20 protein-coding genes are annotated in these 22,461 nt (G+C 71.0%); 14 read left to right on the forward strand and 6 right to left on the reverse strand.

Translation table 11 applies throughout. The annotated features are described in order from the left end of the window. Window positions 1-65: 65 nt before the first annotated feature. The 10 genes from IEY87_RS03190 to IEY87_RS03235 all read left to right on the forward strand — a co-directional run bounded on the left by IEY87_RS03190 (window position 66) and on the right by IEY87_RS03235 (window position 13,295). Window positions 66-659, forward strand: coding sequence for a TetR/AcrR family transcriptional regulator (locus IEY87_RS03190; RefSeq protein WP_189136920.1), 594 nt, complete (start codon window positions 66-68; stop codon window positions 657-659). A 268-nt stretch (window positions 660-927) separates the two neighbouring features. Then, on the forward strand, window positions 928-2,244 hold the full coding sequence (locus IEY87_RS03195; protein WP_225276793.1) for an MFS transporter: 1,317 nt from the start codon (window positions 928-930) through the stop codon (window positions 2,242-2,244). 76 nt (window positions 2,245-2,320) lie between these two features. Beyond that, entirely contained in the window at window positions 2,321-3,109 is a 789-nt protein-coding gene (locus tag IEY87_RS03200; protein ID WP_189136922.1) for an alpha/beta fold hydrolase, read from the forward strand. After that, window positions 3,106-4,737, forward strand: a complete 1,632-nt coding sequence (locus IEY87_RS03205) for an FAD-dependent monooxygenase (protein ID WP_189136923.1) — start codon at window positions 3,106-3,108, stop codon at window positions 4,735-4,737. Before IEY87_RS03200 ends, IEY87_RS03205 begins: the two co-directional genes overlap by 4 nt. A 19-nt stretch (window positions 4,738-4,756) precedes the next feature. Beyond that, the gene (locus IEY87_RS03210; protein ID WP_189136924.1) at window positions 4,757-6,859 is read left to right on the forward strand and encodes a hydantoinase/oxoprolinase family protein; all 2,103 of its coding nucleotides are present in this window, start codon (window positions 4,757-4,759) and stop codon (window positions 6,857-6,859) included. Between the two features lie 11 nt (window positions 6,860-6,870). Further along, window positions 6,871-9,219 (forward strand): hydantoinase B/oxoprolinase family protein, encoded by a 2,349-nt coding sequence (locus IEY87_RS03215; protein ID WP_189136925.1) that lies wholly within the window; start codon window positions 6,871-6,873, stop codon window positions 9,217-9,219. Window positions 9,220-9,491: 272 nt separating this feature from the next. Next, the gene (locus tag IEY87_RS03220; protein WP_189136926.1) at window positions 9,492-10,049 is read left to right on the forward strand and encodes a hypothetical protein; all 558 of its coding nucleotides are present in this window, start codon (window positions 9,492-9,494) and stop codon (window positions 10,047-10,049) included. Between the two features lies 1 nt (window position 10,050). Then, window positions 10,051-11,490: a dihydrolipoyl dehydrogenase family protein gene (locus tag IEY87_RS03225; RefSeq protein WP_189136927.1), complete on the forward strand. Its 1,440-nt coding sequence runs from the start codon at window positions 10,051-10,053 to the stop codon at window positions 11,488-11,490. Between the two features lie 130 nt (window positions 11,491-11,620). Then, complete coding sequence (locus IEY87_RS03230; RefSeq protein WP_189136928.1) at window positions 11,621-12,436, forward strand: alpha/beta fold hydrolase; 816 nt, start codon at window positions 11,621-11,623, stop codon at window positions 12,434-12,436. 4 nt (window positions 12,437-12,440) lie between these two features. Further along, window positions 12,441-13,295, forward strand: coding sequence for a VOC family protein (locus tag IEY87_RS03235; RefSeq protein WP_189136929.1), 855 nt, complete (start codon window positions 12,441-12,443; stop codon window positions 13,293-13,295). Between the two features lie 92 nt (window positions 13,296-13,387). Here IEY87_RS03235 and IEY87_RS03240 read toward each other — a convergent pair whose 3' ends face one another. Continuing rightward, window positions 13,388-14,161, reverse strand: a complete 774-nt coding sequence (locus IEY87_RS03240; protein WP_189136930.1) for an oxidoreductase — start codon at window positions 14,159-14,161, stop codon at window positions 13,388-13,390. An 81-nt stretch (window positions 14,162-14,242) separates the two neighbouring features. On the opposite strand from IEY87_RS03240, the gene IEY87_RS03245 reads away from it, so the two are divergent. Further along, window positions 14,243-14,815, forward strand: coding sequence for a TetR/AcrR family transcriptional regulator (locus IEY87_RS03245; protein ID WP_189136931.1), 573 nt, complete (start codon window positions 14,243-14,245; stop codon window positions 14,813-14,815). Here the strand turns inward: IEY87_RS03245 and IEY87_RS03250 are convergent. Further along, a complete protein-coding gene (locus tag IEY87_RS03250) occupies window positions 14,812-15,510 on the reverse strand; it encodes an AraC family transcriptional regulator (RefSeq protein ID WP_225276792.1) in 699 nt (232 codons plus the stop codon). The two genes, IEY87_RS03245 and IEY87_RS03250, sit on opposite strands and share 4 nt — an antisense overlap. Window positions 15,511-15,588: 78 nt before the next feature. Between IEY87_RS03250 and IEY87_RS03255 the strand changes: the two genes are divergently transcribed. Together IEY87_RS03255 and IEY87_RS03260 are read left to right on the forward strand one after the other, a co-directional pair. Then, entirely contained in the window at window positions 15,589-16,848 is a 1,260-nt protein-coding gene (locus IEY87_RS03255) for an MFS transporter (protein WP_189136933.1), read from the forward strand. Between the two features lie 51 nt (window positions 16,849-16,899). Beyond that, window positions 16,900-18,078, forward strand: a complete 1,179-nt coding sequence (locus IEY87_RS03260) for a GDSL-type esterase/lipase family protein (RefSeq protein ID WP_189136934.1) — start codon at window positions 16,900-16,902, stop codon at window positions 18,076-18,078. A gap of 124 nt (window positions 18,079-18,202) precedes the next feature. On the opposite strand, the gene IEY87_RS03265 is transcribed toward IEY87_RS03260, so the two are convergent. From IEY87_RS03265 to IEY87_RS03275, 3 genes are read right to left on the reverse strand one after another with little or no spacing between them, the layout of a single operon-like run. Beyond that, the gene (locus tag IEY87_RS03265; RefSeq protein WP_225276791.1) at window positions 18,203-18,733 is read right to left on the reverse strand and encodes a hypothetical protein; all 531 of its coding nucleotides are present in this window, start codon (window positions 18,731-18,733) and stop codon (window positions 18,203-18,205) included. Further along, on the reverse strand, window positions 18,730-20,223 hold the full coding sequence (locus IEY87_RS03270) for an ATP-binding protein (RefSeq protein ID WP_189136935.1): 1,494 nt from the start codon (window positions 20,221-20,223) through the stop codon (window positions 18,730-18,732). Before IEY87_RS03270 ends, IEY87_RS03265 begins: the two co-directional genes overlap by 4 nt. A 20-nt stretch (window positions 20,224-20,243) precedes the next feature. Continuing rightward, window positions 20,244-20,918, reverse strand: coding sequence for a response regulator (locus tag IEY87_RS03275; protein WP_189136936.1), 675 nt, complete (start codon window positions 20,916-20,918; stop codon window positions 20,244-20,246). A 191-nt stretch (window positions 20,919-21,109) separates the two neighbouring features. Here IEY87_RS03275 and vanY-N point away from each other — a divergent pair, with 191 nt between their 5' ends. Then, window positions 21,110-21,682, forward strand: coding sequence for a D,D-peptidase/D,D-carboxypeptidase VanY-N (vanY-N, locus tag IEY87_RS03280; protein WP_189136937.1), 573 nt, complete (start codon window positions 21,110-21,112; stop codon window positions 21,680-21,682). Between the two features lie 30 nt (window positions 21,683-21,712). Here vanY-N and IEY87_RS03285 read toward each other — a convergent pair whose 3' ends face one another. Further along, entirely contained in the window at window positions 21,713-22,405 is a 693-nt protein-coding gene (locus IEY87_RS03285) for an aspartate/glutamate racemase family protein (RefSeq protein WP_189136938.1), read from the reverse strand. Window positions 22,406-22,461: the final 56 nt, after the last annotated feature.

Here is a 22,461-nt window from a genome sequence, read left to right on the forward strand (position 1 = left end):
CGGACCAAAGGAACGTGCAGGACAGTGAAAGCATACAGAACGTTCTACCTGCTACACTTGAGACGATGACACACAACGCTCGAGGCCGAGTATCCGAGGCGCGATCGCGCCTGCTCGGCACGGCTACCCGGATCTTCTATGCGGAAGGTCTCCACGCCGTGGGGATCGACCGGATCGTCGCGGAGGCGAAGGTCACCCGCGCCACGCTTTACCGGCACTTCCCCGGCAAGGACGACCTCGTCGTCGCTTATCTGCAGGGAATCCACCAGATGGAGCGCGACCGGATCGGCGAGGTCATCGGCAGCGGCCGACCGGCGGCCGACGTCCTGCGGGCCATCGCCGAGACGATCGTGGACGGCATCGAGTCGGCCGGGTTCCGTGGGTGCGCCTTCCTCAACGCCGTCGCGGAATATCCGGACCCCGAGCATCCCGTGCACAAGGCCGTTCTCGGCCACCGCGACTGGTTCCTGCGCACCGTCACGGACCTGCTCGCCGAGGCCGGGGAGATGCCGGCCGAGCTCGCGGGCCGGCATTTCATCATGCTTCGCGACGGCGCGATGGTCGCGGGCTGCCTGTCCGACCCGGCGGAGGTCTCCGCCACGTTCCGCCAGGCGGTCGAAGGGCTTCTTCGGTTCCGTGGCGACTCCGCGTCGGACTAGCTCCACTCCGTAGGAATCACGCAAGGGGCGGCAAGCCGCCCCCCGTTTATCTGTGGCGTCCACCTGCGGCGTGATCCAGAGTGGCGACGGTCACATTTGGCTGTAGCCAACGCGTCGCGAAATCTATAGAGTGAACGCTACATACACGGAGTGTCCCGTCCCCGGCGCGCTTCCGGCGCTGGTGCAGGGCTCTCTCGGGGGCCTGACCGACCGTCGCAACAAAGCGAGGTTTCCCTTGAACGTTCTTGAGCAGGTCAAGAATTCACCGATGAGTCGCGCTCAGATCAGGGCGGTCGCCCTGTGTCTCGTGATCAACCTGATCGACGGGTTCGACCTTCTGGTCACCTCGTACGTCGGGCCGGCGATCACGCGCGAATGGGCCCTGTCGCCGTCGGGGGTGGGGGTGCTGCTCAGCGGAGGGCTGGCCGGCATGGCCACCGGCGCGCTCTTCCTGGCTCCACTCGCCGACCGCATCGGGCGCCGCCGGCTCAGTCTCGGCTGTCTCGCCCTGGCCGCGCTGGGCATGCTCGCCGCGTCCGTCTCGCAGGACTTCGGCCAGCTTCTCGTCTGCCGGCTGGTGACCGGCGCGGCCGTGGGGGCGATGGCGGCCAGCCTGCCGGTGCTCACCTCCGAATACGCGAACAACCGGCGCAGGGGCCTCGTCGTCGCGCTGATCACCACCGGATACGGCCTGGGCTCCGTCATCGCCGGGGTCGCCTCGAGCCTGCTGGTGGGCTCGCTCGGCTGGCGGTCGGTCTTCGTGTTCGGCGCCGTCGCCACGGCGATCCTGTTCGTGGTCGGGCTGCGCTTTCTGCCCGAGTCGATGGACTACCTCGTCGCACGCCGTCCCCCTCAGGCGCTGGCCAGGTTCAACCGGATTCTCGTCTCGATGGGCCGTGCCCCCGTCGAGGAGTTGCCCGCCTCGGCGTCGGCGTCGCGCAAGATGGCCCTCGCCTCGGTGCTCAGCGGGAGCAACGCCGTCCGGACGGTGCTGATCTGGGTGGCGTTCACCGCGGCGCAGTTGATGTTCTACTTCGCGAGCTCGTGGACGCCCAGCCTGCTGCTGCAGGCGGGTATGTCGAGCCAGCAGGGCATCAGCGGCGGGGTGCTGTTCAGCCTCGGCGGGGTCTCGGGTGCGGTCCTGCTGGGTGTCCTGGCGTCCCGGATCGAGCCGCGGCGGCTGACCGCGGCCTATTTCGGCATCGGCGCGCTCATGCTCATCCTCTTCTCCGTGTCGCTCGGCACGCTGGCCGCCGCACTGGTCGTGGCGGTGCTCGTCGGACTGTTCCTCAACGGCACGGTGACCGGGATCAACGTCATCGTCCCGAGCATGTATCCGGCCGAAGCCCGGGCGACGGCCCTCGGCCTGGCCGTCGCCGTGAGCAGGCTCGGTGCCGTGCTGGCGCCACTGCTCGCCGGCTTCCTGCTGCAAGCCGGCTGGGCCCCGGGATCGATGTTCCAGGTCTTCGCGATCCCGGGCGTCATCGGCGCTCTCGCGTTGATCGTCCTCACCCGATTCGGGCGCGCGTCCCGGAGCTCCTCGACCGAAACCAGAGCCGTGGAAGGCGCGGCGGCCGAGGCATGAGCCCCGGCGCCGGCGAGTCCCGCTCCCGGCAGCCGCGCAGCGCGACCCCACGTACGACCCATTGAGGAGGCTTAAGGTGACGGCCACATCGGCGGATGTCGCCCAGGCGGGCGCTGGCCCCGTTCTCGTGCTGCTGCACGGGGGCGGGCCCGGCGTCGACGCCGCGAGCAACTGGGCGGCGGTACACTCCGAGCTCTCGGCGGAGTTCCGCTGCCTCGCCCCTGACCTGCTCGGCTTCGGCACGCGGATCATCGGCGCGGGGACAGCCGGCCTCAGGGGACCGCGAGCCTGGGCGCGGGCCCGTGCCCAGCAGATCCTCGCCCTGCTCGATCGCCACGGCCTGCAACGCGCGCACCTCGTGGGCAACTCGGCCGCGGGCGGCGCCGCGGCCGTGGCGCTCCTGGCCATGGCGCCTGACCGGATCGGGCGCGCGGTTCTCATGGGGGGCGCGGGCACTGGGCCGCCGCCTCCTGCCGTTCCCTTCTACGACGAGCCGACGAGGGAGTCGATGCGCGCCACTCTGGGCCGTTTGGTCGCCGACGAGGGCGTCCACCGTGATCTCCTCGACGACCTGGCCGGTGTCCGGCTGGAGCAGGCCCTGCGGCCCGGCGCCGAGGAGGCCTTCCGATCGATGTTCGCCCACGTCGCCGACGGGCCGCCTCCCGTCGATCCGGCCACGATCGTCAACCCGGTCCTCGCCCTGCACGGGGAGCGCGATCGGGTCTCGCCGGTCGAGGTCTCCGAGCGGCTCGTCGAAGCCCTGCCCCACGGCCGCCTGGCGGTGGTGGCGGGGGCCGGGCACTGGATCCACGTCGATCGACCGGATGAGTTCCGCAGCCTGGTAGGGGAGTTCCTGAGCGCATGACACAGCAAACCAGCGGTCGTGCGGACCGAGTCGGCGTCCTGGTCGTCGGCGCCGGCCCCACCGGCCTGACCCTCGCCATCGACCTCGCCAGGCGGGGGGTGGCGTGCCACGTCGTGGAGGCGACCGAAGAGCGGGGCGTCAATCCCCGGTGCAACACCACCTCCGCCCGGTCGATGGAGATCTTCCGGCGGCTCGGCCTCGCCGACGACATCCGGCGGGCCGGTCTGCCTGAGGACTACCCCACCTCGATCCACTACCGGACAACCCTGCGGGGCGAGGAGATCTTCCGCCTCGACCTGCCCTCGGCGGGCGACGTGCTGGCCGGGGCCGGCCGGGACGGCTGGATCACGCCGGAGCCGCAGCACCGGATCTCGCAGCTGTTCCTGGAGCCCATCCTCGAGCGGCATGCGAGCGGGCTCCCCGGGCTGACCCTGGAGCGCGGCACCCGGTTGGTCGAGTTGCGGCAGCACGAGGACCATGTCGAGGCGGTCGTGGAGACCGAGGGCGTCCGTCGCACCCTCCGCTGCGCCTACGTGGTCGGTTGCGACGGGGCGCACAGCGCCGTCCGCCGTCACCTGGGCATTCGCTACGAAGGCGTCGACGCGATCCAGCGGTTCGTGTCGACCTTCGTCCGCTCACCCGAGCTCGGGCGGCTGGCCGCCCGGGACCGGGCCTGGACGTACTGGACCTACGGCCGCCGGCCCGCCTCGATGATCGCCATCGACGGGGACTCGCTGTGGCTCAACCACGTCACCTTCGCGCCCGACCACGACACCGAGGGCGAGGATCCCGAACAGCTCCTGCGGGAAGCCGTGGGCGGCCCGGTCGAGCACGAGGTGCTCGGCGTGGTGCGCTGGACCGGACGTCGGCTGGTCGCCCAGCGGTACCAGGACGGCCGGGTGTTCCTGGCCGGCGACGCCGCCCACATCTGGATCCCCGTCGGGGGATTCGGCATGAACGCCGGGATCCAGGACGCGGCGACGCTGGGCTGGATGCTCGCGGCGGTCTGCCACGGGTGGGCGCCACCGGCTCTGCTGACCGCCTACGAACAGGAGCGCAAGCCGGTGGGGGAGCAGTTCGCCCAGGCGGTGGGATCGGCCGCGCGCAAGTCCTTCGCGGACGTCTCGCCGGACATCCACCTGTCCGGCCCAGCCGGTGAGCGGGCCCGCGCCGAGCTCGCCGAGCGGTTCGCGGTCACCGAGCCGCACCGGTACTCGCCCGACGGCTTCAGCTTCGGCTACCACTACGCGGGCTCGCCCCTCGTGGTCGGCGGAGCGGACCAGGCCGCCATCTCCATGGGCGGTTACCAGGACCGGGCGCAGGCCGGTTTCCGGCTGCCGCACGTCTGGCTGGAGGACGGCCGCTCGGTGTTCGACGTGCTCGGGCCCGACTTCACCCTGGTGCGGACCGACCCGGACGTCAGCGTGACGCCCTGGACCGAGGCGGCGCGTGAGCTCGGGATCCCCCTCGTCGTGGTCGACCTGCCGGGGGACCACGACGGCCGCTATCCCGCCGCGCTCCTGCTCGTCCGCCCGGACCAGCACGTCGCCTGGATGGGCGGCTCGGACGCCCGTCCCGACGAGCTCCTGCACACGGTCACCGGACACCTCACCGTCCACCAGCGGTAAAGAACACCAGGAGAACCACATGCCATACGCACTGGGCATCGACGTGGGCGGCACGTTCACCGACGCCGTCGCCTCCGACGGGGCCGGCCGCATCGTGTCGGCCAAGACGCCGACGACCCCGCCGAACCGCGAGGTCGGCGTCATGCGCGTGATCGAGGACCTCGCGGCGGAGCTGGGCATCGGCGTCGGCGAGCTGCTCGCGCAGACCGACTACATCGCCCACGGCACGACCGCGTCGATCAACGCCCTCGTCCAGGGACAGGTGGCCGAGGTCGGGCTCATCGCCACCAAGGGGCACCGGGACTCGATCTACATCATGAACGCCGAGGGCCGCACCCTCGGCCGGTCGGCCCACGAGATCCAGGACACGCTCCGGCAGCGCAAGCCCGCGCCGCTGATCCCGAAGTACCGGGCGCTCGAAGTCACCGAGCGCATCGACTACGCCGGGAACGTCCTGGTCCCCCTGGACGAGGACGAGGTCCGCCGGGTCACCCGGTCCCTGGTGGACCAGGGGGTCGAGGCGATCGCCGTCTGCCTGCTGTGGTCGTTCAAGAACGGGACGCACGAGCGGCGCGTCCGCGAGCTGATCCACGAGATCGCGCCGGACATGTACGTCACGCTCTCCTCGGAGGTCAGCCCGCGCATCCGCGAGTTCGCCCGCACCTCCACGACGATCATGAACGCCCAGATCGGGCCGAGGCTGCGCACCTACCTGCTCCCGCTGCGCAAGCAGCTGGAGGAGGGCGGGCTCAAGGGGCCCCTGCTGGTCATGCAGAGCGAAGGCGGCACCATCACGGCCGACCGGGCTCCGGAGCACGCCATCACCACGGTCGGGTCCGTCCTGTCCGGCGGCGTCATCGGCGGGATGCGCCTGGCCGAGCAGCTTGGCCACCGCAACGTCATCACCACCGACGTGGGAGGCACGACGTTCCTGGCGGGGCTGATCGTCGACGGGGAGCCGGTCATGGCGCCGGGTTCCATCGTGAACCAGTTCCCGATCAACGCGGCGACCATCCGCGTGCACACCATCGGTTCCGGCGGTGGGGCGCTCGCGTCGGTGGACGCCGGCGGCAACCTGCGGCTCGGCCCGCAGAGCGCCGAGGCCGTCCCCGGCCCCGCCTGCTACGGCAACGGCGGCACGCGGCCCACGAACACCGACGCCAACCTGGTGCTCGGCATCCTGAGCGAGCGCGGACTGCTCGGCGGCCGCAAGCCGCTCCGCCTCGACCTGGCCAGACAAGCCATCCGCGAGCACGTGGCCGAGCCGCTCGGCCTCACCGTCGAACAAGCCGCGGTCGCGATCTACGAGGTGCAGAACGCGCAGGCGGGCGACCTCCTCCGCCGCGCCGTCGTACAGGCCGGGTACGACTCCCGCGACTTCGTCGTCTACGCCTTCGGCGGCGCCGGGCCCGCCCACTGCGCCGGCTACTGCCAGGACCTGGGCGTACGCGAGGTCGTCGTGCCGCTCGGCCCTGTCGCGTCCGCCTTTTCGGCCTACGGGCTCGCGGCTTCGGACGTCATGCTGAGCGCCGAGCTCTCCGATCCCTCCTCCTTCCCGGTCGACCACACGGTGCTGGAGGCCCACTACGCCCGGCTCGAGGCCGACCTGCAGCGTGCGCTCGACCGGCAGAAGGTGAAGTTCCACGACGTGACGCTGCAGCGCGAGGTCGACCTGCGTTACTCGATGCAGGTCACCGAGCTCGCCACGGCCGTCCCGGACGAGAAGTTCACCGAGAGCACCGGCGAGGAGATCCTCGAGCGCTTCGAGGAACAGTACGAGCGCATCAACGGCAGCGGCGCCGGATACCGCGAGGCCGGCGTACAGGCGATCACCTACCGGATGCGGGTCAAGGCGAGCCTCGGCTTCCCGGTCGTGCTGCCGGACATCCCGGAGGCCACCGGCCCGGACCCGGCGGCGGCTCTCGTCGGGGAACGCTCCGTCTGCCTCGACGCGCGGCTCGGCTTCGTGCCGACCCCCGTCTACGACTACGCCCGGCTGCACGCGGGCCACGAACTCGTCGGGCCGGCGATCGTCGAGGTGCCGACCACGGTGGTCGTGGTCCCCGCCGGGGTCACCGGCCGCGTCGACCGCCTCGGCAACCTCGTGCTGAGCTACCAGTGAGGAGAGCGTCCATGACATCCAGGATCCCCGGGGCGGACGAGTTCACCAGCCGTCCCCTTCCCCGCGCGGAACTGCTGCGGCAGATCTCACCGGCCCTGCCGCTGCACCAGGTCGACGATGAGCAGGCGGAGCAGGTCGACGCCCTGACCTACGAGGTCGTCCGGCACCGGCTCTGGGCGATCACCCAGGAGATGGGGGAGACGCTGCGGCGGATGTCGGGCTCGCACGTCGTCACCGAGTCCAACGACTTCAACTTCTCCATCTGCGACGAGCTCGGCGAGCAGGTCCAGGTCGGCACCTACAACGTGGGCCTCATCGGCTCGATGGACCTGGCCATCGTCTGGACGCTGCGCCACCGCAGCGACAACCCCGGCATCGCCGAGGGCGACATGTTCCTGTGCAACGACCCGTGGATCGGCGGCGGGCTGCACCAGAACGACGCCGCGATCCTGGCGCCGATCTTCCACGAGGGCAAGCTGTTCGGCTGGACGACGGCCATCGCCCACCAGATCGACCTGGGCGGGCCGCGGCCGGGCTCCTTCAGCCCGTCGGCCCAGGACGTGTTCGGCGAGGCGGTCCCCACGCCGCCGATGAAGGTCGTCCGCGGGGGAGTGCTGCAGCGCGACGTCGCCGACGCCTGGGTCCGGCGGTCGCGGCTCCCGCACCTGGTGGGACTCGACCTCCGCGCCAAGATCGCCGCCAACAAGAACGCGGCCGAGCAGATCCTCCGGCTCATCACCAAGTACGGCGCCGACACCGTCAAGGTCGTGATGCACCGGATGATGGACGACGCCGAACGCCGGCTGCGCGCCAAGCTCAAGACCCTGCCCGACGGGACCTGGACCGCGGTCGGCTACCAGGAGCAGTCGCGGACCGGCGACCGCGGCCTGCACGCGATCAAGGTCGCGATGACCAAGGAAGCCGACCGGCTCGTCTTCGACTTCCGGGGGACCGCCGAGCAGACCGGCATCATCAACTGCCCCTACCCGGGCCTGCGGGCCGGGATCGTCTTCACGATGCTGCCCCTGCTGGCCGGGGACATCCCGTGGGCGGCGGGCGGGCTGATGCGCTGCTTCGAGATCATCACCGACGAGGACACCATCACCAACGCGTCCTTCCCGGCCGCGGTCGGCAAGGGGCCCTTCGGGCCGGCCTGGGGATCGGGCAACCTGGTCGCCGAAGTGATCGCCAGGATGCTGGACGCCGAACCCGACCGCCGCGGCGACGTGCAGTCGATCTGCAACGGCACCACCGACCTCTGCGTGGTGTCCGGGGTCGATGTGCGCGGCGGTGGCAGCAAGGGCTTCGTGTCCCCGGTGTTCGACGTCATGGCCGGTGGTTACGGCGCTCAGGTCTACCACGACGGCGTCGACACCGGCGGCCGGCTCATCATCCCCTCCGCGCGGGCACCGGACGTCGAGATGACCGAGTACCTCTACCCCCTCGTCGCGCTGTGGCGCCGCGAGCAGACCGACTCCGGCGGGCCCGGCCGGCAGCGGGGCGGGATGAGCGGCTCGGTCTGCTACGTGCAGCACCCGGACCAGAAGGGGACGATGTCGCTGATCGTTTCCGGGACCGGCAAGGTCGCGAACCAGAACGTCGGACTGGCCGGCGGTTATCCGGGCAACTCCCAGCTCGACCTGGTGGTGCGCGGCATCAGCGACCCGCAGTTGGTCCAGGCGGCTGCCATCCCCGCTGACCTGGGCGAGCTCGGCGGGGACATCGAGGTCCTGCCCTGCGAGGGTGAGTCGGATCTCGGCCCCGGCGATGCCCTCTACCTGCACTGGCAGGCGGGCGGCGGGTACGGCGACCCCCTGCTGCGGCCAGCCGGGAACGTACGCGAAGACGTACGGCAAGCCCGCGTCTCGCCGGAGGCCGCGACGGACGTCTACGGCGTCGTGCTCGGCGCGGACGGCGACGTGGACGCGGTCGCGACCGGCGAGACCCGTGCGGAGCTGCGACGCCGGCGCGCTTCCGGCGCCGGCCTGTCCGAGGCGCGCCTCGCCGGGGTCGGCGCTCCGGACCTTGCCGGGATCGGTGCTCCGGAGCTCGCCGGGGCGCGCCGTCTCGACGACAACCTCGCCGTCCTGGAGTCGCCGGAGGGCGGGACCGTCGTGTGTCTGCATTGCGGCACCCAGATCGGCCCGCTCGCCGGTGGGGCGTTCATGGCGGCGCTGGCGCGTCGTGACGCTGCCCCGACGGAAGCGGGACCGCACATCTGGCACGACCCGTCCGAGTACGTCGACGCGGAGATCGTCTTCCGTCAGCTGTTCTGCCCCGGCTGCCTGACCGCGGTCAACTCCCGCGTCGTCCCCGTCGACCACCCCCTTCCCGCCGACGACTACCGAAGCTGGGCCTGAGACACGACGCGCTTGTCAGCGGGGGCCAGTGGGTGACCTGTGCCCGCCGAGAGGATCACAGTCCTGAGGACCGTGATCCTCTCGGCGGCGTTCCGTGGTGCCCAACGGACAAGAGAGAACGTTCTGTCTTGACAGCGCGCATGAACGTGCCATACTCAAACAAGATAGAACGTTCGGTCTTGTAGGGGGCTTTGGCGGCTTTCGCAGCACCGGGACTCTCGCGCCCGACGCCGAGCGTTCTTCCCCCTCGCCCCACCGTTGAAAGGATCATCGTGACCACCGTTGACTCACCCGCTACCAGCGGGATCGCGCAGGCTCTGCGCCGGCTGTACTTCGTGCGGTTCGGGTTCGCCATCGTCTGGGCGGCCTTGCTGGTCGTCACCGCGTCGCAGCTCGGGCCGCTCGGTATCGCCCTGATCGTCCTCTACCCCTTGTTCGACGTCGCCGCGGCGGTCGTGGACGCGCGCTCGTCCCGCACCACCGGCCCGGCCCGCGGACTGTACGTGAACATCGCGGTCAGCCTTCTCGCCGCCGCCGGCCTGGCCGTCGCCGGCACCTCCGGGGTGCCGGGGGTCCTGCGGGTGTGGGGCGTCTGGGCGATCGTCTCCGGGATCGTTCAGCTGATCGTGGGTGTCAGCCGGCGCTCGATGGGCGGCCAGTGGCCGATGATCCTCAGTGGCGGCATCTCCGTGCTGGCCGGGTCGTCGTTCTACCTGGGCGCCTCCGCGCCGAATCCGATGCTGACCAACGTGGCCGGCTACGCGGTCCTCGGCGGCATCTTCTTCCTCGTCTCGGCGCTGCGCCTCGGCCGCGCCGCCAAGGGAAAGTGACATGGACGCCACTACGTACGACGTCATCGTCATCGGTGCGGGCCCGGTCGGGGAGAACGTCGCCGACCGGGTGGTGCAGGGCGGTCTGAGCGCCGCCATCGTCGAGCGGGAGCTGGTCGGAGGTGAGTGCTCCTACTGGGCGTGCATGCCGACCAAGGCGTTACTGCGGAGCGCGGCGGCGCTCCGGGCGGCCCGGCAGGTGCCCGGCGCACGCGAGGCGGTCACGGGTGACCTGGACGTGGCCGCCGTCCTCCACCGTCGCGACTCCTTCGCCTCACAGTGGAAGGACGACGGGCAGGTCGCCTGGCTGGAGCAGGTGGGGATTCCGCTTCACCGCGGACAGGGGCGGATCACGTCCGCCCGGACCGTCGAGGTGACCGGCGACAACGCCGTCAAGACCACCCTGACCGCGCGGCACGCCGTCGTCATCGCGACCGGAAGCGGCGCGCTGGTCCCGGACCTCGCCGGTCTGCGCGAGGCGGCGCCGTGGACGAGCCGGGAGGCGGTCGCCGCGACCGCGGTTCCCCGCAGGCTCGCCATCATCGGCGGTGGCGTGGTGGCGGCCGAGATGGCGACCGCGTTCGCCGCGCTCGGCGCCTCGGTGACGATGCTGGCTCGTGACGGTGTGCTGCCCCTGGCGGAGCCGTTCGCCGGCGAACGGGTCATCGAGTCGCTGCGCGACGCGGGTGTCTCGGTCCGGCTCGGCGCGGAGGCCGGATCCGTGCAGCGCGACGACGACGGCACGGTGCACGTCACCCTCACCGACGGCGGGCAGATCGAGGCCGACGAACTCCTCGTCGCGGTCGGCCGTACCCCGAACACCCAGGACATCGGGCTGGACCACGTCGGCCTGACGCCGGGCGCCTGGCTCGCGGTCGACGACACGATGCGGGTCGTCGGGCCGGACGGCGCGCCGATCGATGACGGGTGGCTCTACGCCGCCGGGGACGTGAACCGGCGCGTGCTGCTCACCCACCAGGGCAAATACCAGGCTCGGGCCGTGGGGGACGTCATCGTGGCGCGCGCGAAGGGCGAAGCGGTCGAGGATGGCCGGTGGGGCCGGCACGCGGCGACGGCCGACGAGCGCGCGGTCCCTCAGGTGGTCTTCACCGAGCCGGAGATCGCTTCGGTGGGACTGACCGCCGCGGCCGCCGAGGCCGCCGGACTGCGGATCCGGGTCATCGACTACGACCTGGGCGCCATCGCCGGCGCCGCCCTGCACGCCGACGGATACCGGGGCGACGCCCGGATGGTCGTCGACGAGGACCGGAAGGTGATCGTCGGCTTCACGCTCGCCGGCCCGGACGTCGCGGAGCTGCTGCACGCGGCGACGATCGCCGTGGTCGGCGAGGTGCCCCTGGACCGGCTGTGGCACGCGGTCCCGGCCTATCCCACGGTCAGCGAGGTCTGGCTGCGGCTGCTGGAAGCCTACGGCCGCTGACCGGCCGGGCTGAGTGCCTGTTCCGCGCTCGCCGGCTTCCGACGAACGCGGGCAGCTGAGCCCGCGCCCCTGGCCCGACGCCGCCGACCTCTGTATAGTGAGCGTTACATACACAGGAGGCGTCAGAGCGATGAGCACGTTGGATGTTGGGGACGCGCGGCTGGCCTACACCGACGTCGGGTCGGGCACCCCGGTCGTGTGGCTGCACGGCTCGGGGCCGGGGGCCACGGGCATGAGCAATTTCGGCGGCAACCTGCCGGCCTTCGAGGATTATCGGAACATCGTGGTGGACCTCCCTGGGTGGGGAAGCTCCCCGCGGCCCGCGACGGACGAGCCGCTGATCTTCCACGCGGCGGAACGGGTGAGCCGCGCGCTGACGGCTCTCGGGATCGAACGCGCCCACCTGGTGGGGAACTCCTACGGCGGCGCCGTCGCGATGCGCATGGCGATGCGCCATCCCGACCGGGTGGACCGGCTCGTCCTCATGGCCCCGGGCGGAGTTCTCCCGGTGGACGCGCCGGCGTGGCCGATCGGGCTCGACCGCCTCTTCGCCTATATGGCGGCCGAGAAGCCGTCGCGTGCCGCGATGGCCGAGTTCGTGCGGCTGATGGTGTTCGACGAGACCCTGGCGACCGAGTCCCTCATCGACGAGCGGTACGAGTCGAGCCTCCGGGCCCACCCCGAACTGCCGATTCCCCCGAACTTCGGCGACCTGACCCCGGACCTGGCCCTCATCGCCGCCCCCACGCTGCTCGTCTGGGGGCGGGAGGACCAGACCGTTCCGCTGACCTGGGCGCCCAAGATCCTTGAGGGCATACCCAACGCGGAGCTCCGCGTGCTGCCGCACTGCCGGCACTGGGTGCAGTACGAGCGCGCACCCGAGTTCAACCACATTGTTCGCGAGTTTCTGCAGGGCGGAGCAGCCGCCGCCCCATCGGAGGGATGACACCGTGGGTATCCGCAAGCTGGGTTACGTCGGACTCAACGTCACAGACGTCGACGCCTGGACCGACCTGCTCGGGCGCACCCTGGGCATCGGTGTCACCCGAGTGAAGTTCGGCACGGACGAAGTCGCTCTGGCGGAACTCGACGAGTTCAAATACCGCGTGGCCCTTTACCCGTCCACCCAGGACAGCCCGCACGAGCTGGGCTGGATCGTCGATTCGCCGCGCGAGCTCGACAGGCTCAGCCAACGGCTGACGGACGCCGGCTTCGCCGTCGAGGACGGCTCCCCGGAAGAGGTGGAGCTGCGCGGCGCCACCCGTCTCCGCTGGTTCACCGACCCGGTCGGTTACCGCGTGGAACTGGCGGTCGGTGAGGCCAAGGCGCGCCGGGACGGTCCGCTTCACGGCACGACCGGTCTCGGCCACTTCGTCCTGGCCAGCCCGAAGCTCGACGAGCTCCGCGAGCTCTACGAGTCGGTGCTCGAGTTCAAACTGACCGATTACCGGGCCCCCGGCCTGTTCTTCTTCCGCTGCAACCCCACCCACCACAGCATCGCGCTCGCGAAGGCGGACGCGCCGTCGATCCACCACCTCGAGTTCGAACACGGCTCGATCGACGACGTCGGGCGCGCGTACGACCGGGCCAAGTCCAACGGGGTGCCGATCTCGATCAGCCTCGGCCGGCACATGAACGACAAGGCGATCTCGTTCTACGTGCGCAACCCCAGCGGGTTCCATCTCGAGATCGGCTGCGGCGGAATCGACGTGGGCGAGGACTGGACGCCGCACGACTTCGGGGTCTCGGACGTCTGGGGACACCACCACGCCGACGCCAATCCGTTCGCTTCGCCGAAGTCCTGACCGGCCACGCCTCCTTTCCGAGAGGCGGGGCTTGGGAGAACCCCGCGCAGGCCCCTTCCGTGGGTTCTCCTCGAAGCGCGTACGGGGGCGGCTCAGACCACGGGGATGATGCCGCCGTCGACCCGGAACTGAGCCCCGGTGAGCCATTTGGCGCGCCCGGAAGCGAGGAACGCGATCATCTCCGCGACGTCCTCGGGTTCGCCGGGGCGCCCCATCGGCACCTTCAGATGGTCCACGATCTGCTGCTTGACCTCGTCGACGCCCACGCCTTGGAGGTCGGCCAGCTGCTGAAGATGGTCGACCGCGCCCTCGGTGACGACGAAGCCCGGCAGAACGCACACCACGCGTACGCCGTACTCGCCCACCGCCGTCGCCAGCTCGCGGCTGTAGGCGTTGAGCGCCGCCTTCGATGCCGCGTACGACGCCTCGGCGGACTGAGGGAGGTGGCTGGCGATGGAGGAGACGTGCACCACGACGCCGGAGCCACGCTCGACCATCCCGGGAACCAGGGCCCGGTCGAGCCGGACCGCGCTGAGCAGGTTCATCTCCAGGTCGGCGAGCCAGGACGCGTCCGACCGTTTCAGGGTGGGCATCGGTGCGGTCGCGGCTCCGGCGTTGTCGACCAGGACGTCGATGCCTCCGACGCTGTCCACCACGCGCCGGCCGAGCTCCGCCGCCCCCTCCTCGGAGCGCAGGTCGGCGGGGATGAAGGTGGCGGGCAGGTCCGCCGGGGGCGGTGTTCGCGAGGCCGTCAGCACGGTGGCGCCGGCGGCGGCGAAGCGGCGAGCCGTCGCCTCCCCGAGCCCCCGGCTGCCGCCGGTCACCAGCACTCGCAGGCCGGGAAGCTTCTCGTGCTCGATCGTCATGGTTGTACTCCTTCGGTAAGGTGAACCCGACTCCGGTAACTGTACACACAAACGGAGTCCGATTCACCTTATGGAGGACCGTTGTCGTCATCACGTCCACTGCGCGCCGATGCCCGCCGCAACCGCGAAGCACTCCTGGTCGCGGCGCGTGAGGCGCTCCTCGCCGACGAGGATGCCCACGTGGAGGAGATCGCCCGGCGAGCCGGTGTGGCCGTCGGCACGCTGTACCGCCATTTCGAGACGCGTGAGGCGCTCGTCGCGGAGGTGTACCGCCAGGAGGTCGCCGAGCTCTGCGCGACCCCCGCCCGGCTGCTCACGCGACACGCCCCGGACGAAGCGCTGCGCACCTTCCTGCTGCTGCTCGTGGAGCATGCGGCCGTGGGCAGAGGGATGGGTGAGGCGCTGGAGAGCATCATGGCGACCGATTCGCCGGTCTTCGACGACGCGCGCGACGAGATGGCCCGCGCCCTCGACGAACTTCTCGCCGCAGGCGTCGCGGCCGGCCTCGTCCGCGGCGGCATGAGCGGGCGCGTCGTGCTGCGCGCCCTCGGCGGCATCTGCGGCCTGCGCGCCAAAGGCTGGAAGGACGACGCGCTGCGCATCGTCACGATCCTGTACGACGGGCTGCGCTACGGCGCGGCGAAGCGTGGCTAGGAGGCCGAGGTGGAGCGGTAGGAGCCGGGAGTCTGGCCCATGGTGCGGGCGAAGATGTCGACGAAGGCACTGGTCGTGGCCCATCCGCAGAGGTGCGCTGTCTCGGTGACGGTGGCGCCCTCGGCGAGGCGGATCATCGCGTGGATGATGCGCGCGTTCGTACGCCATTGAGGGTAGGTAGTTCCGAATTCGGTGCGGAACAGGCGCGCGAGGGTGCGTTCGCTGGCATTGACCTGCCGGGACAGCCAGGCGATGGTCCGGGGCCGGCTGAGGTCGTCGAGGACGAGGCGGCAGGCGTACGCGAGTCGCGGATCGTGGGCGCTGGGCAGGGTGAGGGCGCGGACGTCGGCTCGGCGCAACCGATCGCCGAGCACGGCACGAATGCGATGGATCTCCCCGGCGGTGAGCTCCGGTTCGGTGCAGGCGATGAGGAGCTCACGCAGCAGGGCCGAGACGGCGACGACGGTCGGCGAATCACCGGGGAGCGGAGGGTCCTGGACCGGGAACATCAGCGTGTGGGCGATGGTGTCGCCGTAGGCCTGGTGCTCATGCCAGGCGGCGGCGGGGACCCAGACCGCGCGATCCGCGCAAGCCACCCACGCCCCATGCTCGGTCTGTACGGCGAGGACTCCACGAGCGACGTAGATGAGCTGGTGGTCGTCATGCCGATGCCCGTGGATCACTTCCCCGGGCACGTGATGATGGCGGCTTTGCAACATATCTAGTCAGATTATCGGAAGCGCAACCCTCCCCGCGGGCGAGAACGTCAATGCATGAACCGTTTCGGGAGCCTTCGGCAGGCGATCGTCGACACGCGGCCCCTGGCTTTTCCGGCTTACCGCCGCACCTTCCTCGGGCAGGCGGCGGCCGTCATCGGAACGACGGTGACGCGGGTCGCCGTCCCCGTCCAGGTCTATTCGATCTCGGGTTCGTCCCTGGACGTCGGCCTCGTGGGTTTGGCGATGCTCGTCCCGATGGTCGTCTTCGGTCTCTACGGCGGAGCTCTCGCCGACCTGGCCGACCGGCGGCTGCTCTACCTCTGCTCGTCCGCCCTGACCTGGGCCGGAACGCTCGCTCTGCTGCCGCAGGCCGCTCTCGGCGTGCAGTCCGTGGGGCTGATCCTCGTGCTGGTCGCCGTCCAATCCGCCGGTTTCGCGGTCTCCGCGTCCGTTCGCGGCGCCATCATCCCCGCGCTCGTGCCTGTCGAGCTGATCCCGGCGGCCAACGCACTCACCTACACCGCCGGCAACGTCGGGCAGGTCCTCGGCCCGCTCATCGCCGGTGCGCTGATCATGCTTCCGAACGGCTTCGCGTACGCCTACGGCATCGATGCGCTGCTGTTCACCGCAGCGCTCTACGCCGTCTTCCGGCTGCCACCGCTGCCCCGAGCCGCGCTCGCACCCGGGGGGCGCATCGGCATCCGAGCCGTCATCGACGGCCTGCGCTTCCTCGGTGGCAAGCCCGTTCTGCTCATGGCGTTCATGGTCGACATCATCGCCATGCTGTTCGCCATGCCGGAGGCGCTCTTCCCCGAAGCCGCCGCCACGCGTTTCCATGGCGGCGTCGGCCTCCTGTACGCGTCGATCGCCACCGGATCGCTGCTCGCCGGGCTCGTCAGCGGATGGATCGGCCGAGTGCGACGCCAGGGTGTCGCACTCACCATCGCCGTGGCCCTGTGGTCCGCCGCCATCGCCTTCGCCGGAATCACCCACACCCTCTGGTTCACCGTCCCGCTGCTCGTCCTCGCCGGCGGAGCCGACCTCGTCAGCGCCGTCTACCGGCAGACCATCCTGCAGACCTACGTGCCCGACCACATGCGCGGGCGTATGCAAGGCGTCTACACCGTCGTTGTCGCCGGCGGCCCCGGCATGGGCGACCTCCGAGCCGGAATCATGGCCTCGGCCATGGGCCTCACCATCGCATGGTCGGGAACGGCCATCCTCGGCCTCGTGATCGTCCTCATCGCGGCCATCGCCGTCCGGCCCTTCTGGCACTACGCGACGCAGGCCGATTTGCCTAAAAGTATTAGGTAAATGCATAATAATATTAGTCTGATAGCGGAGATCTTGACAGAGGCTGAGGCAATGAACCCCGAGCAAGACTGGATCACCACACCTGTCACCGTGGACATCCTGCGCGGTCACCTCGACGTGGAGGCGACCGCGCACGGGCTGCTGCCGCATCGGCTGCCCGCCCGAGCTCGCCGGCAGATCCCGGACGACCAACTGGCCGTGGCCGAGGCCCAGCCCTCCGGCGTGCGGCTGGCTTTCCGCACCCGGGCCACGACCATCGAGCTGGACACGCTGCCGACCAAGCGGGTCTACCGGGGGTTCCCGGCCCCGGCGGACGGCGTGTACGACCTGCTGGTCGACGGCCGTCTCGCCGCCCAGGCCACGGTGGCCGGCGGAAACGTGCGCACGATCATCGACATGGTCACGCAGACCGCCGAGCTGACCGAGGGGCTCGCCGGCACCGCCCGGTTCACCGGCCTGCCGGCGCGGGACAAGGACGTCGAGATCTGGCTGCCGCACACGGAGATCACCGAGCTGATCGCCCTGCGCACCGATGCCCCCATCGAGCCGGCGCCGGACCGGGGGCGCAAGGTGTGGCTGCACCACGGCAGCTCCATCAGCCACGGCTCGAACGCCACCCACCCGAGCGCCATCTGGCCGGCCCTGGCAGCCGCCCAGGGCGGGGTGGAGCTGGTCAACCTGGGGTTCGGCGGCAGCGCGCTGCTGGACCCGTTCACCGCCCGTGCGATCCGGGACACCCCTGCGGACCTGATCAGCCTGAAGATCGGCATCAATGTCGTCAACGGCGACGTGATGCGCCTGCGCGCCTTCACCCCTGCGGCGCACGGCTTCCTGGACACCGTCCGCGAGGGGCATCCGACCACCCCGCTGCTGGTCGTGTCACCCATCCTGTGCCCGATCCAGGAGGACACCCCCGGCCCGCTCATGCCCGACTTCGACGGCCGGACCCTGCGGTTCAAGGCCACGGGCGATCCGGCCGATCGCGCCGCCGGGCGGCTGACGCTCAACGTCATCCGGGACGAGCTCGCCCGCATCGTCGAGCAGCGGGCGGCCGACGACCCGAACCTGCACTACCTCGACGGCCGCGACCTGTACGGCGAGAAGGACTACGCCGCGTTCCCGCTGCCCGACGAGGTCCATCCCGACCCCGCGGCGCACCGCCTTATCGGCGAGAACTTCGGGCGGCTCGCGTTCGGCGACGGCGGCCCCTTCGCCACCAGGACCCGCTGAGCACCTCGGCCGGACCGCGGCAAGGTGCCCAAGCCCCAGATCGGCCGGACCGCGGCAAGATGTCCAGGACCCACATCGGCCCGACCGCGGCAAGGTGCCCAAGGCCATGGCGATGCCGCTGCCGTCACCCTGGGCAGGTCCGGGGGCCGACGCTCTGTCCTGCGCCGACGACGGTGACCTGGGCGGGGCTTACCGGCGCCGTCACGGCGGCCGTGCACACGATCTGCTCGACGGCCAGTGCGGACAGCTCGCCGGCCGGAACGGACAAGGTCACCACCAGGTGGCCGGCCGGGTCGGCGGTCGCCTCGAACGGGCCGGCTTCGGGCGGGACTTCGGTGGTGAGCCCGCGCGCCCGTTCCCTCGCGGTGGGTCCGGCTGCCAGCAGCGCGAGCATGTCCGCCGGGAACATCGGACGATCCCCGGGCCGCGTCACCGCGCTGAGCCGGTCGTTCCTCACCAGATAGAGGGTGATCGTCATGGCCGGCACGACGTGTCCGCGCGGCGGGTCGCCGGCCCGGATGACGTCGCTGGGCTGCACGCCGCAGCCGGCCACGGCGACGAGCGACACGAGGCCCACGGCGAGCACCCGCCACGCGAGCACCCGGCGGGTGAACAGGCGGCGGGTGAACAGGCGGCGGGTGAGCTCGGCTCTCACGCGGGGCCTCCGTCCGGATCGGGTGTCCGGCGTGGCAGGCGCAGGGTGAACTCGGCGCCGCCGTCCGGGGCGTTGGCGACGGTGAGGTCGCCTCGGTGCAGGCGCGCGTTCTCCCGCGCGATGGCGAGGCCGAGCCCGCTGCCCTCGGACCTGGCCCTGGTCGCGTCGGCCTTGTAGAACCGGTCGAACACGTGCGGCAGCACCACTTCGTCCAGGCCCGGTCCGTGGTCGCGGACCTTGAGGGTGATCCAGTGCGGGTCGTCGGAAAGCCGTACCGACACCGGTGGCTCGCCGTGCCGCAGGGCGTTGCCGACCAGGTTAGCGAGGATGACGTCCACCCGGCGCGGGTCCAGCCGTGCCGTCACTGCGGCGGGAAGCTCGGTACGCACCTGCTCCGACCAGCCCCGGGTCCGCAGGGTCGAGCGCACCAGCTCGGCCACGTCGACCTCGTTCGGCACGAGGGCCGCGACGCCGGAGTCGAACCTGCTGATCTCGATGAGGTCGTTCACCAGCCCGGTGAGGTTGAGCGTCTCCTGGCTGACCAGCCTGGCGGCCCGGCCGGCCGGCTCGGGCAGCCGGGCCGCCTCCTCGTCGAGGATGTCGGCGACCGCGGCGAGCGCGGCCAGCGGGGTGCGCAGCTCGTGGGACACGTCGGCCACGAACCGGCGGGCGTCGGCCTCCATCTCGCGGAGCTGCTCGACGTGCCGTTCCAGCTCCGCGGCGGTGTGGTTGAACGTGTGTGCCACGGCGGCCAGCTCGTCGGTGCCGCGGACCGCGATCCTGGTCCGCATCTCGCCCTGGCCCAGCAGGCATGCCGCCCGGCCGAGCTCGCGCACCGGGCGCAGCACGCCACGGGTGGCCAGCAGCGCGAGGACGATCGCGAACGCCAAGGCCGCCCCGCCGGTGAGCCAGGCGGAGGTGGCGAGCCCGTCGATGCTGCGCTGTTCGGGAAGCAGGCTGCGCGCGCTGTAGACCTCGATGCCGGACATCCGCGCCGTCCGGTCCCGCTCGACGATCAGCAACGGCGTGCCGATGAGCAGGATGGGCTCGCCCTGCCAGACCACACGTTTCCACGCGAGGTCACCGCCGGCCACGGCCCGCCGCAGCGCCGGTGGAATCGCCCCGGGATCCAGGATCCGCGCGGCCCCGCCCGGCCTGAGGCCCCCCGGTGGTGGGTCGGGCGCCCCCGGCCGCGGACGGAGCAGCGAGTGCATCCCGTGGTAGACGGCGATCGCCGAGTTGTCCCCATCGGTCACGGTGGCGGCGATCTCGCCGAGCTCGGCCGGGCCCGGTGTCGCGGTCCGCAACGGGAAGAGCGTCTCCAGTCGGCTCGTCATCGCCTGCACCGCGGCATCCTGGGTTCGCTGCAGGATGTCATTGCGGGCCTGAACGTAGATCCCGCCGGCCACCGCCGCCGCGGTGACCACGGACAGCAGCGCGAACGCGAACAACAACCGGGCACGCAGCCCCAGGCTCGGCCGAGGTATCACCGGCGGCTCACACCGGCGGCTCACACCGGCCCGAACCGGTATCCGAACCCACGCACCGTCTGCACGTAGACGGGCGCCGCCGAATCGTCCTCGATCTTCGCGCGCAACCGCTGCACGCACGCGTCCACGAGCCGCGAGTCGCCGAAGTACCCGTGCTCCCACACCGACTCCAGCAGTTGCTGGCGGCTGTGCACCCGGCCCGGCGTGCCGGAGAGCTCGAGCAGCAGGCGCAGCTCGGTCGGGGCGAGGCTGACCGGCACGCCGTGCCTGACGACCACCAGGCTGGCCCGATCGATGGTCAGGTCCCCGTGCCGCTCCAGCTCCGCCTGGTCCCGGCCGAGCCGCCGGAGCACCGCGCGAATGCGCGCGTCGAGCACCCTGGGCTGCACCGGCTTGACCACGTAGTCGTCGGCGCCCGCCTCCAGCCCGGCCACCACGTCCATGTCGTCGCCGCGCGCGGTCAGCATGATGATCGGCAGCTCCCTGGCGGCCCGGATGCGGCGGCAGACCTCGAACCCGTCGATGCCCGGCAACATCAGATCGAGCACGACGACGTCGGGAAGGTCCGTACGCAGCCGGTCCAGCCCTTGTTCGCCGGACTCCACCGCGCGCACCCGGTGCCCGTGCCGGGTCAGGGCCAGCTCAAGGCCCTCCCGCACGGCCGGGTCGTCCTCGATCAACAACACTCGCGACACGCCGCCGAGTATCAACAGCACGCTCCGTAACTCGCCCGCCGGTCCACACGTCCACTGTCGACCGGCCGTGTCTCCGCCTCGTCCGCGCCGTGTCATGGTTGTGTCACGGTCGCGCCGGCGGTGGCCACCATCGAGAAACGGTGACCTGCGGCGGACAACGCACGCATATTGGACGCCAATCGTAGTTCGTCATGAACGAACCACGCACCATCCCACCTCGGCCCCGTGACCGGCTGTACGCCGCGGTCACGCTGGTGCTCGCCGTGCTCCTGCTGCCCGCGGCGTACGTCCGCCATCCTGGCCGGGCCCGCGAGACGGCCTGCCGCTGGGCGCTGGGGATGCGGTTCCCCGCCGAGGACCTCACCGGGCTGACCGCCGGGGCCATGGCGGCGTTCACCGCGGCGCGCACGGAGGCGCTCTGGCGGCACGGCCAGCTCATCGGCCTCACCTCGGGATACCGCGACCCCCTCGTCCAACTACGGATGTTCGAAGAGGAGGTACGACGGTCCGGCTCCCCGGCCTCGGCACGCATGCTCGTGCTCCCACCGGCGGAGTCCAACCACGTCAAGGGCATCGCGCTGGACGTACGCCCCCATGAAGGCGCGCGCTGGCTGGAGGAGCACGGCGCGTGCCACGACCTCTACCGCATCTACGACAACGAGTGGTGGCACTTCGAGTACCGTCCGGGCAACGGCGGCACGCCACCACGACGACGACCCCACCCTGGCGTGGGCCAGGCGAGCGAGAACGGGGACCAGAGATAGGGACGTCGTCGTGCCGCGACCGGGGGCGCGTCAGTCGGCCAGCGCGAAGCCGGCCGCCGCCTCCGCGTGCAGCCGGGCGCTCGGCAGCAGCGGGATGGCGGTGTCCTTCTCACTGATCAGGAGCTCGATCTCCGTGCAGCCGAGGATGACGCCTTCGGCCCCGTCGTCCGCGAGATCGGCGACGATCCGGGCGTACGCGTCCCTGGACGATTCCCGGATCACCCCGCGCACCAGCTCGTCGAAGATCACGCGATGGACCAGCTCCCGCTGCTCCCGCCCCGGGACGACCACGTCGAAGCCGTGGGCGGCCAGCCGGTCCCGGTAGAAGGACTGCTCCATGGTGAAGCGGGTGCCCAGCAGGCCGACCCTGCGCATCCCCCTGGCGCGGACCTCCGCGCCCACGGCGTCGGCGATGTGCAGCACGGGCACGCTCGCGGCCCGCGCCACGTCGTCGCTCACCCGGCTGAAGGTGTTGCTGCAGATGAGCAGGACCTCGGCGCCGAGCTCCTCCAGTTTCCCGCCCGCGCCCGTCAGCAACGCACTCACCTCGTCCCAGCGGTCGGCGAAGATGAGGTCCTCGACGGTCGTGTAGTCGACCGACCAGATGAGACTGTCGGCGGAATGGCTGCCGCCGAGGTGCTCGCGCACCCGCTGGTTGATGATCTGGTAGTAGATCACCGTCGATTCCCAGCTCAACCCGCCGATGAGGCCGATGGTGCGCATGGAACTCCGTTTCGTCAGCATGTGGGCATAGGTCGTGGTCAGGTCCCGCGCGCCGG

It is taken from the genome of Nonomuraea glycinis, from assembly GCF_014646515.1.
GTDB classification, from domain to species: Bacteria; Actinomycetota; Actinomycetes; order Streptosporangiales; family Streptosporangiaceae; genus Nonomuraea; species Nonomuraea glycinis.

Bases quoted from the DNA above. Each gene is read 5' to 3' on its own strand.
- IEY87_RS03255 (WP_189136933.1), top strand. From the start codon at position 15,589: ATGAACCGTTTCGGGAGCCTTCGGCAGGCGATCGTCGACACGCGGCCC.
- IEY87_RS03240 (WP_189136930.1), bottom strand. From the start codon at position 14,161: ATGACGATCGAGCACGAGAAGCTTCCCGGCCTGCGAGTGCTGGTGACC.
- IEY87_RS03195 (WP_225276793.1), top strand. From the start codon at position 928: ATGAGTCGCGCTCAGATCAGGGCGGTCGCCCTGTGTCTCGTGATCAAC.
- IEY87_RS03230 (WP_189136928.1), top strand. From the start codon at position 11,621: ATGAGCACGTTGGATGTTGGGGACGCGCGGCTGGCCTACACCGACGTC.
- IEY87_RS03205 (WP_189136923.1), top strand. From the start codon at position 3,106: ATGACACAGCAAACCAGCGGTCGTGCGGACCGAGTCGGCGTCCTGGTC.
- IEY87_RS03190 (WP_189136920.1), top strand. From the start codon at position 66: ATGACACACAACGCTCGAGGCCGAGTATCCGAGGCGCGATCGCGCCTG.
- IEY87_RS03215 (WP_189136925.1), top strand. From the start codon at position 6,871: ATGACATCCAGGATCCCCGGGGCGGACGAGTTCACCAGCCGTCCCCTT.
- IEY87_RS03225 (WP_189136927.1), top strand. From the start codon at position 10,051: ATGGACGCCACTACGTACGACGTCATCGTCATCGGTGCGGGCCCGGTC.
- vanY-N (WP_189136937.1), top strand. From the start codon at position 21,110: ATGAACGAACCACGCACCATCCCACCTCGGCCCCGTGACCGGCTGTAC.
- IEY87_RS03285 (WP_189136938.1), bottom strand. From the start codon at position 22,405: ATGCGCACCATCGGCCTCATCGGCGGGTTGAGCTGGGAATCGACGGTG.
- IEY87_RS03260 (WP_189136934.1), top strand. From the start codon at position 16,900: ATGAACCCCGAGCAAGACTGGATCACCACACCTGTCACCGTGGACATC.
- IEY87_RS03210 (WP_189136924.1), top strand. From the start codon at position 4,757: ATGCCATACGCACTGGGCATCGACGTGGGCGGCACGTTCACCGACGCC.